The organism is Oceanirhabdus sp. W0125-5 (assembly GCF_027938815.1).
Classification (GTDB): Bacteria; Bacillota; Clostridia; order Clostridiales; family Clostridiaceae; genus Oceanirhabdus.
This window is the reverse complement of the sequence record NZ_CP115913.1, coordinates 302,501-315,000: the sequence shown is the minus strand read 5'-3', so window position 1 is coordinate 315,000 and position 12,500 is coordinate 302,501. Positions and strand designations below refer to the sequence as shown.

Annotated in this window: 9 protein-coding genes, 2 tRNA genes and 3 rRNA genes (1 of these 14 cut by a window edge); 13 read left to right on the top strand and 1 reads right to left on the bottom strand. The window is 26.8% G+C overall.

From position 1 onward, the window contains the following. The 12 genes from OW730_RS01470 to OW730_RS01415 all read left to right on the top strand — a co-directional run. Nucleotides 1-328: ribosomal RNA gene (locus OW730_RS01470) — 23S ribosomal RNA — on the top strand (it extends 2,572 nt beyond the left edge of the window). A 48-nt stretch (nucleotides 329-376) separates the two neighbouring features. Continuing rightward, a 5S ribosomal RNA gene (rrf, locus tag OW730_RS01465) occupies nucleotides 377-493 on the top strand. Between the two features lie 5 nt (nucleotides 494-498). Beyond that, nucleotides 499-574: transfer RNA gene (locus OW730_RS01460), tRNA-Lys, on the top strand. Nucleotides 575-802: 228 nt separating this feature from the next. Further along, nucleotides 803-2,188 (top strand): TldD/PmbA family protein, encoded by a 1,386-nt coding sequence (locus tag OW730_RS01455; protein ID WP_271227375.1) that lies wholly within the window; start codon nucleotides 803-805, stop codon nucleotides 2,186-2,188. Nucleotides 2,189-2,199: 11 nt separating this feature from the next. Next, nucleotides 2,200-3,555, top strand: a complete 1,356-nt coding sequence (locus OW730_RS01450; RefSeq protein ID WP_271227374.1) for a TldD/PmbA family protein — start codon at nucleotides 2,200-2,202, stop codon at nucleotides 3,553-3,555. A gap of 105 nt (nucleotides 3,556-3,660) precedes the next feature. Then, nucleotides 3,661-3,777, top strand: a 5S ribosomal RNA gene (gene rrf / locus OW730_RS01445). A 5-nt stretch (nucleotides 3,778-3,782) separates the two neighbouring features. Next, a tRNA-Lys gene (locus OW730_RS01440) sits at nucleotides 3,783-3,858 on the top strand. A 169-nt stretch (nucleotides 3,859-4,027) separates the two neighbouring features. Next, entirely contained in the window at nucleotides 4,028-4,933 is a 906-nt protein-coding gene (locus OW730_RS01435; protein WP_271227373.1) for a DMT family transporter, read from the top strand. 316 nt (nucleotides 4,934-5,249) lie between these two features. Beyond that, entirely contained in the window at nucleotides 5,250-6,665 is a 1,416-nt protein-coding gene (locus OW730_RS01430; RefSeq protein ID WP_271227372.1) for a hypothetical protein, read from the top strand. 10 nt (nucleotides 6,666-6,675) lie between these two features. Continuing rightward, nucleotides 6,676-8,694 (top strand): polyphosphate kinase 1, encoded by a 2,019-nt coding sequence (gene ppk1 / locus OW730_RS01425; protein WP_271227371.1) that lies wholly within the window; start codon nucleotides 6,676-6,678, stop codon nucleotides 8,692-8,694. Nucleotides 8,695-8,759: 65 nt separating this feature from the next. After that, a complete protein-coding gene (locus tag OW730_RS01420; protein WP_271227370.1) occupies nucleotides 8,760-8,993 on the top strand; it encodes a hypothetical protein in 234 nt (77 codons plus the stop codon). A gap of 30 nt (nucleotides 8,994-9,023) precedes the next feature. Then, a complete protein-coding gene (locus tag OW730_RS01415) occupies nucleotides 9,024-9,791 on the top strand; it encodes an NUDIX domain-containing protein (protein WP_271227369.1) in 768 nt (255 codons plus the stop codon). 70 nt (nucleotides 9,792-9,861) lie between these two features. On the opposite strand, the gene OW730_RS01410 is transcribed toward OW730_RS01415, so the two are convergent. Next, nucleotides 9,862-10,617 (bottom strand): YwaF family protein, encoded by a 756-nt coding sequence (locus tag OW730_RS01410; protein ID WP_271227368.1) that lies wholly within the window; start codon nucleotides 10,615-10,617, stop codon nucleotides 9,862-9,864. A 247-nt stretch (nucleotides 10,618-10,864) separates the two neighbouring features. On the opposite strand from OW730_RS01410, the gene OW730_RS01405 reads away from it, so the two are divergent. Beyond that, nucleotides 10,865-12,496 carry a hypothetical protein gene (locus OW730_RS01405; protein ID WP_271227367.1) on the top strand — a complete coding sequence of 544 codons (1,632 nt, stop codon included), beginning with the start codon at nucleotides 10,865-10,867 and terminating at the stop codon, nucleotides 12,494-12,496. Nucleotides 12,497-12,500: the final 4 nt, after the last annotated feature.

Sequence of the window (12,500 nt, the reverse complement as noted above, 5' to 3'; positions counted from 1 at the left end):
GCACGCGAGCTGGGTTCAGAACGTCGTGAGACAGTTCGGTCCCTATCCGCCGCGGGCGTAGGAAATTTGAGAGGAGCTGTCCTTAGTACGAGAGGACCGGGATGGACTGACCTCTGGTGTACCAGTTGTCGCGTCAGCGGCACCGCTGGGTAGCTATGTCGGGAAGGGATAAACGCTGAAGGCATCTAAGCGTGAAGCCCACCTCAAGATTAGATTTCCCTGCCTAGTGCAATAAGATCCCTTGAAGAACACAAGGTTGATAGGCTGGAGGTGTAAGTGTGGTAACACATGTAGCTGACCAGTACTAATAGATCGAAGACTTAATCTTAACTTACTTTGTGCAATTTTGAAGGAACATCCTTCAACTAAATAGATATCTGGTAATAATGGCGTGAAGGTTACACACCTTCCCATTCCGAACAGGATTGTTAAGCTTCACAGCGCTGATGGTACTGCACTGGAGACGGTGTGGGAGAGTAAGACGTTGCCAGGTAATATGATCCACTAGCTCAGTCGGTAGAGCACATGACTTTTAATCATGGTGTCCAGGGTTCGATTCCCTGGTGGATCACCACAAACACTTGCTAATTTTTTAGTAAGTGTTTTTTTATTATTAAAAATAATAAATAGAGTATACAAAAACACAGAGACCATATTATTGCCTCTATGTTTTTGTATACGTAATATATTTTAAATTAATTTTTGTAATTATATATAAATAATACCAAAAGTGTTACGTATTACGAAATATTCTGATAAAATAGTAAAAGAAAACAATAGTACATAAAAGGGGGCATATTGAATGCTATCAAAAAGAGTTGTAGAAGAAGTACTTGGTAATGCTATGCGTAGTGGGGGCGATTTTGCAGAGATTTTCTTCGAAGATACTATTAATAATTCAATAGAGATGGTAAATGGTAAGGTAGAAAAATCTATAACAGGAAGGGTTCATGGAGCAGGTATAAGAATATATAAAGGTCTTAACAGTATATATGCATATACTAATGATACTTCATTAAAATCATTGATTGAAACTGCACATAAAGCAGCATCAGCAGTAGGTGATATAAAAGGTGTAGTGAATTTGGATATCAATGTTACTGAGAGGGTAAACACAAATATACACCCAGTAATATATGTTCCTTCAAGTGTATCAGCTGCAAGAAAAATAGAAAGAATGAGAGAAGCAAGTGCAGCAATAAAAGAATATAGTGATGAAATCGTACAAGCTATGGTTTATTTTGGAGACAATGACCAAAGAGTTTTAATTGCAAATACAGAGGGGTTATATACTACTGATAGAAGAATAAGAAATAGAATGTTTTTAATTTCAGTAGCTAGTGATGGAAAAGAAAACCAAACTGGTACTCAAGGACCTGGAGCTTTAAGAGGATTTGAAATGTTTGAAGAATTAGATCTTAGATCATTGGGGAGAGAAGCTAGTAGAATATCTACAACTATGTTACATGCTGAAGCATGCCCAGCAGGTAAGATGCCGGTAATTATAGATAATGGATTTGGTGGAGTTGTATTCCATGAGGCTTGTGGTCATTCATTGGAAGCAACATCTGTTGCAAAAGGAAATTCTGTATTCTGTGATAAGATTGGAGAACAAATTGCATCAACTAAAGTAACGGCAATAGATGATGGTACTCTAGCTAATGAATGGGGTTCAATAAATATTGATGATGAAGGAACACCAGGAAGAAAAAATATTCTAATAGAAGATGGAATACTTAAAGGGTATTTAGTTGATAGATTGAATGGAAGAAGAATGAACATGGAGTCTACAGGAAGTGCTAGAAGAGAATCGTATAAATATGCACCAACTTCTAGGATGACGAATACATTTATAGCTCCTGGAAATGATGATGAAAAAGATATTATTAAATCAATAGATAATGGACTATATGCTAAAAAAATGGGAGGAGGATCTGTAAATACTGTAACAGGTGAATTTAATTTTTCTGTACAAGAAGGATATATGATTAAAAATGGTGAGATAGATAGACCTGTAAGAGGGGCAACTTTAATTGGTAAAGGGGCTGATATCCTTATGAACATTGACATGGTAGGTAAAAATTTGGATCATGGACAAGGTATGTGTGGATCATCAAGTGGAAGTGTTCCAACTAATCTTGGTCAACCTATGATTAGAGTTTCTGAAATTACAGTAGGTGGAAGATAGGAGGGATAAGAATGTTATTTAATGATTTTAAAGATAGATTATTTGAAATAGCTGAAAAACAAGGTTTTGAAAGTTATGAATTATATTATGTAACTAGTGAAGATTTCAATGTTCAAATGTTTAAAGGAGAAATAGATAAGTATTCAGTAAATAATACTATAGGAATAAGCTTTAGAGGTTTATATAAAGGACAAATGGGATATGCATACACAGAGATAATGGATGAAGAAGCGATAGATCTTCTTATTAGAAAGGCTAAAGAAAATGCATCAGTAATTGAGAAAGAAGAGCATGAAGAAATTTTTGAAGGGGCAGAGCATTATGTTAATGTTGGTGGATATTGCGAAAAAATAGCTAAGCTTCATGCAGGAGATAAAATAGAATTAGCAAGACAATTAGAAAAAGCAACATATGCTGCAGATAAAAGAGTGGAAAGTACTCAAGCATGTGGCATTGCGACTCATGAAACCAACAAAAGAATAACTAACTCAAAAGGAATGGATAGAAGTTTTACATCAAATATAATATATGGTTTTGTAGGCGCAGTTGTTAAAGATGAGAATAATACAAATAGCGGTAATGAAATAGGTATTACAAGAAACTTTGATGATTTAAATATAAAAAAAATAGCTCAAGATGCAGTTAGAGAGGGTTTATCACTTTTTAATGCAGAGTCTATTAAAAGTGGAAAATATAAAGTTATGTTTACGAATAAAGCTTCAGCAGAGTTATTAAAAACATTTAGAGGAATATTTAGTGGCGAATCAGCTGTTAAAGGACTTACTTTATTAAAGGATAAAGTAGGAGAGATAGTAGCCTCTGAAAATATAACTATATATGATAATCCATTATTAGAAAATGGAATATGCAATATACCATTTGATGATGAGGGATATATGACATCAAATAAGAAAGTTGTTGATAAAGGAAGACTAAATACTTTACTTCACAATAGAGCTACTGCTAAAAAGTTTAACATTGAATCTACAGGTAATGCCTCAAGAGCATCTTATTCTTCTCCGCTTGCTGTTTCTGCAAGCAATATGTACTTTCAAGCCGGAAGTAAAAATTATGATGAGATGATAAAAATTCTGCAAAATGGTGTTGTGATATCAAAGATGCAGGGAATGCATTCAGGGGCAAATTCAACAACAGGTGATTTTTCATTGAGCGCTAAAGGTTTCTTAATAGAAAATGGGGTATTAATAAAACCTGTTGAACAGATAACAATCTCAGGTAATTATTTTGAATTACTAAAAAATATCGAGGAAGTTGGTTGTGATTTAAGATTTAGTTATATAGGCAGTACAAGTTCTTATGGAAGTCCAAGTATAATTGTAAAGGAGCTTTCAATAGCAGGAAAATAGTAATATTTAGTAGTCAACGGTCGATTAAAAAAAATTTAAATTGACCGTTGACAAGTTTTGAAGTTTAGTGTAAAATAATTTTTGTTAAGAGATTAATGAATTATATCTGGTAACTATGGCGTGAAGGTTACACACCTTCCCATTCCGAACAGGATTGTTAAGCTTCACAGCGCTGATGGTACTGCACTGGAGACGGTGTGGGAGAGTAAGACGTTGCCAGGTAATATGATCCACTAGCTCAGTCGGTAGAGCACATGACTTTTAATCATGGTGTCCAGGGTTCGATTCCCTGGTGGATCACCAAAAAACACTTGCTAATTTTTTAGTAAGTGTTTTTTTTATGTAAAAATTTATAAAATTAAAGATGATGATAAGCTATTAAATAATATAGTCCAATACTTATAATATTTTCTTTTAAAAGTATAGATAATAATATTATCTAATACAAAGGAATAAAAGAGGATATGAGAAAATGGATAAAGCACTTAAGATTAAACAAGAGAGAATATATGGACTATTAATACTGGTAACTGTGATATGGGGACTTAAACCTGTAATAATAAAGATTGGATTATTGTATATGAGTTCAATACAGTATAATGTATTTAGAATGATATTTGCTGCAATTGGTGGGTGGGTAACAATTTTAACTATGAAAGATTTTAAACCTATTGAAAAAGTGGATTTAAAACTACTCACATTGATATCTGTATTTGGATTTTTTGTATTTCAGTGGTTTTATGGAATAGGAATAGGGAAAACTACATCCGGAAATGCATCTATAATAATGGGAACTGTTCCTCTTATGGTTATAGTTATGAATCATATATTTAGAATAAAGAGAATGAGTAAAATAAAGATGATAGGGGTTGCTATATCGTTAATAGGATTATGCTTCACAGTTGCAAGTGGTGGAGAAGTAGGACAGTTAAAAGATAATTTGATAGGTATGGGATATATATTTATTTCAGCTATTGGATACTCGATATATATGGTATTTTCAAAATCACTTACTATAAAATACTCGCCTAGACAGATAACTACATTAGCCATAACAATAACAACGGTGTTGATTATAATATTTTCAAAATTTGATTTATATATTGGTGGGTTAAATATTGTTTCAATAGCTACCTTGATTTACACCGGAATAATTGCTATGTTTATAGGAAATTTTATATGGACTTGGGCTATTAGGAGAATAAGCAGCAACAATGTAGCAATATTTAATAATTTAACACCTGTTTTTTCTATTGTATTTGGGTTTATAATTTTAAATGAAAGAATTTCTATTTATCAAATAATAGGAGCTGTTATCATTTTCATGGGATTATATATAAGTAATTATTTAAATATATCTAGATTTATAAAAAAATAAAAAAAATTATTAAACATGAATAAAAAAAGTATATAGGGTTATACTTATGAATGTAATAAAATTTATTAAAGCCCTTATAATCCCTCGATCCCCTAAAATAGCATGCTTTGTTATGCTAGCATGCTATTCCCCCATAACTAAATGTTTAACTCCCCCGATAGGATGTTTTGCGTAAGCTTAATATCCTATCTTTTTGCGCTGATTTTAATTTACATAAAAATCTTTAAAAGATTTATTTTAACAATAAGATAAAAATGTATAAATATCATTAATATACAAATAATAGAAGTGCAGAAAAATTAATGTGGTGATTATAATGAATAAACAATATTCTTTAATATACGTACTGCCTTTTTGTATAGAGATGATAATAATGCAATATGATACTAATGAATTTGTAGTATTTGATAGGTTAATTAAAAGGATTAATATTGAAGAGGATTTGAAAAACGAATTTTTAAGTAAAAAAAATATCTTTAAGATGCTTAACATTATATATGGATATAAGAATGTTATAAGTGAAAATGGTTTGAATGAGTGTTTAATTATTATAGATGAAGATTTAAATAGGCTTAATAATATTGACAACCTTTTTAATGGCTTTAATAAAATTTTTAATAAAAAAGTTAACATAATAAAAAGCATGAATAAGAATTACTTATTTTTTTTATTTTTAAATGATATTTTTAAAAATAAAAATTATAAATATAATTCATTAATAAGGTTTGAACATAATATTTTTGAGATTTATGTGTTAAAAAATGAAAAATTAATTGAATATAAAAAAGTAAAGTTATTTGAAAAAAAGATAAATAGATTATTTGAAAAAAGAGAAAATTCTATTAGAGAAATAACGAATGGTATTGAAAAATTTATAAAGTTAAAACAAATAAATATTAATGTTAATTGTCAAAATAACATATTGATAGTCAATTATAAAGAATATAAATTCTTAAATAAAATTTTTAAAAAAAACAATATAAACAAAAATAAATTCAATAAAATAATGAAAAAAATATTTAATATGAAATATCATGAAATAAAAAATTTTTATAACATGACTGATGAAGAAGTAGAAAAATTTTTATATATTATAAGTGTTTTTGAAATTGCATTAAATGATAATAATTATAATATTGAAATAAAGAAATTTGATATAAGCTGGTACTATACTAGAGAGTTAACATTAGAAAAAAAAGAACTAGATCATAAAAATAAATACTATGAGTTTTTGTATGAAAAATTTATAGCAAATAATCGTTTTAATAAACATGAAATAAGCTATTTAAATAAAATAACAACAAATGTAGCTAAAATACAAAAAAATTGTTATAAATTACAGAAGAAAAAGTATATTTTACTTAAGATTATTATTGTTTTTAGCCTATATAATATTGATACAAGTTTTTTAAATGATATTGGATTTCTTAAAGAGGAATGTAACTATATAATAAAATGGATTGAGTTATTAAAGATTGAAAAATTGTTAAGTAAAAATGAAAGCATAAAATGTTTTGAATCTGATAATCTCTTGCATAGTATATATTTAATTTATTATATAATGATCCTTAAAAAAAGTAGAATAGCCGTTAAAGTGAAAAAAAATGAACAAAAACTAATGTTTAAAATAAAGAAAGAAAATTTGACTATATTTGAAATGGAAATTTTGAATTGTATAAAAAGTAGACTGAAAAATAATAAACAATCCAATATAATAATATCTTTCTATTAGGAGGTTAAGGATGTTTTCGGATAGAGAAATAAGCTTATTGAAATTTAATAATCGAGTATTAAATGAAGCTATGAATAAGCGTAACCCTTTATTAGAGAGAGTTAATTTTTTAGGTATTGTTTCAAAAAATATAGATGAATTTTATAAGACCAGAATGTGTAGAATTATAGAAGACAAATTTAATGAACATGTAGTATGTGAGATAAATAATTATATAAACGAGTTAATCATAAAAAAAAGAAAAATATATAAAGTGTTAATGTCAAACTTAAAGAAAAATAATATTTTAATTTTAAATGATAATAGTGACATAGAAAAAAATATATTTAACAGTTTAATTGAAGAAGATATAAATGATAATTTGATGGTAATTGATTATAATGAAAATTTAATTGATTTAAAATGCGGTAATATATACATATGTTTAATTATTAAAGATAAAAGTGATAAAATAGTTTTTTATGATACAAAAAATAAGAACAGGTTGATTAGAGTTTGTTCTACTGAAAGTGATAGCAAGTTTATATTAAAAGAGGAATTTTTGATGGAGTATTTAATACAAAAATATAAAGGCTCCATTATAGGAAAATGTATATTTAGGATAACTCGAGATTCATCTTTAGTATTTAGAGAGTATAAAAAGGAAAACTACCTTTCTTTTGTAGAAAATAATATAAAGAAAAGACTCGAGGGTACAATTTTAAGGCTAGAAATATATAAAAGTGATAATAGCATTGTAATTGAATATCTTAAAAATAAAATGTTATTAGATGAAAGTACTATATTTCGTAAAGATATTCCTATAGATTTATCTTTTTTTATGGATTTGAAAAGAGAAATTGAGAATAAATCTTTAAAATTTAATGAATTTAATAGTTTAATGCCTATTGAAATCGTTGACAATGATAACATATTTAAAGTATTAAGAGAAAAGGATATATTTTTGCACCATCCCTTTGATTCTTTTGAAGCGCTATTAAAATTATTAGATTATGCAGTTAAGGATAACAGCGTTTTATCTATAAAACAAACTCTATATAGAGTAAGTCAAAGTTCTTATATTGTGAAAAAACTTATAGAAGCTTCTAAAAAAGGAATTAAAGTTACAGTTTTATTAGAACTTAGGGCGAGATTTGATGAAGATAATAATATTTTATGGGCAAAAAAATTAGAGGAAAGTGGATGTAATGTTATTTATGGAGTTAAAGGATTAAAAACGCATGCTAAAGTACTTATGATTACTAGAAAAAATGAAGAATTTATTGAAAGATTTGTTCATTTAAGTACTGGCAATTATAATGAAATAACTGCAAATCTTTATACAGACATAGGTATAATCTCAAATGATAAAAAGTTAACTTCAGATATTTCGAAATTCTTTAATATGATTACAGGCATAAGTGAATATGTAGATATGGAAAGGATTTTTATATCTCCAATAAATATGAGAGATGAATTTGAAAACTTAATTAATAAAGAAATTAGAAATGTAGAGAAAGGACATAAAGGAAAAATAATAGCTAAGTTTAATTCTTTAGAAGATAAAAAAATAATTAAATTATTATATAAAGCAGCAAAAAAAGGCGTTAAAATCAAACTAATAGTAAGAGGAGTATGTTGTTTAAAAATCACAGATGATATTAAAAACAATATTGAAGTAAGAAGTATAATAGGTAGATTTCTAGAGCATTCTAGAATCTATTATTTTTATAATAAAGGAAATGAGAAGATTTTTATTTCAAGCGCTGATTGGATGGAAAGGAATTTAGATAGAAGAATTGAATTGTTAGTTCCAATTTTAGATAAGCATATCAGAAATAAGATAAAGGAGATTCTTAAATTATATTTAAAAGATAACACAAATGCATGGAGATTAAATAATGATAGTGAATACAAACATATTAAAGTAAATGGAAATGAAAAAATAAATTGTCAAGAATATCATCTACAGAAAAATGATCAAAAATATTATAGAGCTGATGAAATAGAAGAATTTATGCCTTTAATGAGAAATGATGATAAAAAATAAGAAATTTACTCATAATTAAAAAAGTGTTATTATATATAGTGGGTTAAATAAAAGGAGTAGATTGAATGGAACAGAAAGATATAGAGATTTACATAAAAAGAATGAGAGCTGAAAGAAAAAGAAAAGAACAAGAAAAAAAGCGTAAAATCGCTAAAAGACTAATGTGTTTTTTTACAATTTTACTATCATTTATTCCATTTATATTTACCATTATTACGAAAATTGATTTTATACCATTATTCATTTTTGATATTTTATGGTTTAATCTTATTTTATTAATTTTTATTTGGACCAATTAGAATTTCTATTAATTAAAAATGGAGAAATATATGGAGTTAAATGATAAAATTCAGTTATGCATAATTCAAAATGGGAAAATAGCTTTAATTGATAAAAAAGAACAAGGGATTTTTCTTCCAAATGGATTTATGAGAAAAGGTGAAACAAGAATAAAAGCTGCTTGGAGGATATCGTTAATTTATACAGGCATAAAAGTTAGAGTTCTTCCAATATGGTATGTTAGAAAAAATAATAATCATAGAGTTATAACAGTATTAGCATATCCAATAGGTGGGGGAAGTAATTTAAATAAATATAGGATTACATGGAAAAACATTAATTGTATAGAGAGTTTAAGTGATGTTCTTAAAAGGGATATATATAGAATTAAACAATGCATTAATAATTCGGAATTAATAGATAGAGCAGGATTACTGGTTTATAAAAAACAGAAAAATAAAATCAAATTTCTATTTATATCATCATTAATTAATGCAAATAGGTTTATTATACCACAAGGTCATGTAGAACAAGGCGAGACATATGAGTATGCTGCCATAAGAGAAACAAAAGAAGAGGCTGGTGTAGAGGCTGATATTAGAGAAAAATTAGGGTTCTTTTTTTTAGAGAGAGGTAAAAATATTTATCAGACACACATATATCTAGCTAAGTTTACTGGATATGTAGAATCAACAGAAGATAGAATTGTAAAGTGGTTGTCATTTGATGAAATTATGAAAAAAGATATCCCTAAGGAAACAAAAATATTTGTAAAAGATCTATATTGTAATAAAAAAAAGAGAAAATTGTTAAAGTGAAATAAAACAGATGGATATTTAAAGTCCATCTGCTTTTATTATATTAGGTTTAGTATTATAAGTTGATATATTAACTATCTAAAGCGTTAATTTCACTTATAGAATTATACTTAGATTTTTTAAAAGGAATATAAGTTAAATAGAATACAAATATTTGTAAGCCTATTAATATAGGAAGATAGAATGGCCAGGTAAGGTGCTTTTCTAGTCCGCTTAAAGTACTAGGTAAATTCATCAAATATCCATAGTTACTATTGGTTAAAACATTAAAAATAAAAGCTATAGCACAATATATAAGCAACCAAATTGATGCTTTTTTGAATGAATTAAAATTGGGCTTCATTTCTTCTATAATAAGCATATAAAAAACAGCAAATATTGTGAATGCATGTCCAATGAAATAAAACCAGAATCTTATATGTGGAAAACTAAAGTATTCAATTTCAGGTAACATTAATGCGATAAAGGGTGGGATTAATCCCCAAAAATAGATGACATCAAATAATTTTTTACTGTTTGTGAGAATCATTATTCCACTAACAATAGAAGTTATTCTGCTAATGTATAATGGGAGAGAATCATGTATATTGAACCATCCAGTATGTATGTACCAGAGATACATTAATATCTGACTTCCAATAACTCCATAGCCAATGATTTTTACAAGTATATTTTTGTGAGGAATATTTGAATATCTTTTTTTAAAAAAATATAAAGAAATAATAAATAATAACGTTATAATTAATACTATGATATGATCTAGTGAAAAGATTCTCATAGGGGGACCGATAAAGTTTTCTCCCCAAAATAAATTGTATATATTCATAAGAATGACTCCTTTTGTAATATGTAAAAAATAAAAAAGTTTAATAACTAATATAAAATTATACAATACATTTAAAAAAAAAGAAGTATTATGATGTTATTTAAGGAAAATTTAAGTATCGTGTAGTTAAACATATACGATATATGAAAAAAAAGAATATTTACTATCAATAAAATACAAAATTTTCTTATAATTTATGATATAAATTATATAAGGGGGAATATAGTAGATAAAAGGAGAGGGAGATATGGATAAACAGCAAAATGTCTTTTATGTAAATATAATCTCAGGTTATTTAGAACGATTTGTAAAAGATAATATTCCTAGTATTGTATATTTTTCAAAGGAACTAATGTTAGTTGACAAGATGAAACTACATACTTTGGAAAAAGGAGAGTTGGTGTTAGATTATATGGAATTAGCTGAGATTTATAGTTTGCCGATAACGTTTATGGGTTTTCTATGGACATGTCATAATACATCTGGAAAAGATAAATTTGCTCATTATAATCCATCGATTTTGAAAGAATTAAAAGATACAGGGATATACATTCCTTTAGAGATACATAACCAAAAAGTAATAATGAAAATATGGACATATACAAAAGGGGATATTAAAACAATACTTATAGATTGCAATATTGAAGAAAATTCAAATGAAATTAGAGAAATAACCACTGAAAATTATAAAGATATTGGTAATGATAAATTATTAAGTGATATATTAATTGGAATAGGAGGGGTAACAGTACTTAATGAAATGAAAATTATCCCTGAAATATACCATTTTAATGGAGAATATGTACTTCTAAGTATTGCTAAGCTATTAACGTATGAACCTAATATTAATGATGAAGTAATAAATAATATTATTCAAAAATGTGTTACAACAATACATGATGTTCATATAAAAACTTATAATATATCTGAATTAGAAAAATTAATTCATAATAAAGATATTATAGATTTATTTAAAAATAAGATTTATCATAGTAACAATATATATACTAATATATTAATAAATTGCAAAAGATGTAATGGGGTATCGGTAATTCAAGAGCAAGCCATAAGAAAGAGAGTTGAAAATGAAAAAGTTAAAGAGAAACTTGTGAATATAGTAAATGGAGTTTTTCTTCCTAAATATTTAGATAAAAATATGTTAAAAGCATTTAAAAATAAACAGAGTATATTTGATACACATATTGAATTGAAAAATAGGTTAATAAATTACATATACACTAAAACCTTTGTTAAACTAAAATCTGATAAGTTAATTATAGGAGTCGTGGCTACAAGTAATGAATATGAAAGATGGAATTTAATATTAAGGGATAAAGAAAAGCTTTTTCAATTATTAGAGGATGACAAAGTTCAATTAGTATTTTATGTACAACCATCAAAATTAAGTTTAACAAACATAAATTTTAAAAAATACATATCAATAAAAAAGAAGTATCCCAATAACATAATATTTTTGAATGATTTAGATTCTAAACTTCAAAAATATATGTTATCAGGTTGTGATGTTTGGTTGAATAATAGTAAGATACCGCAAGATTCTTGTGGTGTTAGTAGAATTAAAGCAGCAATAAATGGAGTATTAAATTTTTCAACACTAAATGGATGTTGGCCAGAAGTATGCGTAGAGGGAATAAATGGGTGGCAAATTGGGAGTGGTGTTGTATTTAAAAATTCTAAAGAACAAGATCAACATGATTTGGAATCACTTTATGAGGTATTAAATACAAAAATCATAACAATGTATTATAACAATACTCAAAAATGGGAAGATATGATAATTCAAAGTATTAAAAGTACAATGGAATATTTTTGTATAGAGAGAATACTTATTGAGTACTATGATAATTTATATAAATAGTTAT

Bases quoted from the DNA above. Each gene is read 5' to 3' on its own strand.
- OW730_RS01435 (WP_271227373.1), top strand. From the start codon at position 4,028: ATGGATAAAGCACTTAAGATTAAACAAGAGAGAATATATGGACTATTA.
- ppk1 (WP_271227371.1), top strand. From the start codon at position 6,676: ATGTTTTCGGATAGAGAAATAAGCTTATTGAAATTTAATAATCGAGTA.
- OW730_RS01430 (WP_271227372.1), top strand. From the start codon at position 5,250: ATGAATAAACAATATTCTTTAATATACGTACTGCCTTTTTGTATAGAG.
- OW730_RS01420 (WP_271227370.1), top strand. From the start codon at position 8,760: ATGGAACAGAAAGATATAGAGATTTACATAAAAAGAATGAGAGCTGAA.
- OW730_RS01405 (WP_271227367.1), top strand. From the start codon at position 10,865: ATGGATAAACAGCAAAATGTCTTTTATGTAAATATAATCTCAGGTTAT.
- OW730_RS01410 (WP_271227368.1), bottom strand. From the start codon at position 10,617: ATGAATATATACAATTTATTTTGGGGAGAAAACTTTATCGGTCCCCCT.
- OW730_RS01415 (WP_271227369.1), top strand. From the start codon at position 9,024: ATGGAGTTAAATGATAAAATTCAGTTATGCATAATTCAAAATGGGAAA.
- OW730_RS01450 (WP_271227374.1), top strand. From the start codon at position 2,200: ATGTTATTTAATGATTTTAAAGATAGATTATTTGAAATAGCTGAAAAA.
- OW730_RS01455 (WP_271227375.1), top strand. From the start codon at position 803: ATGCTATCAAAAAGAGTTGTAGAAGAAGTACTTGGTAATGCTATGCGT.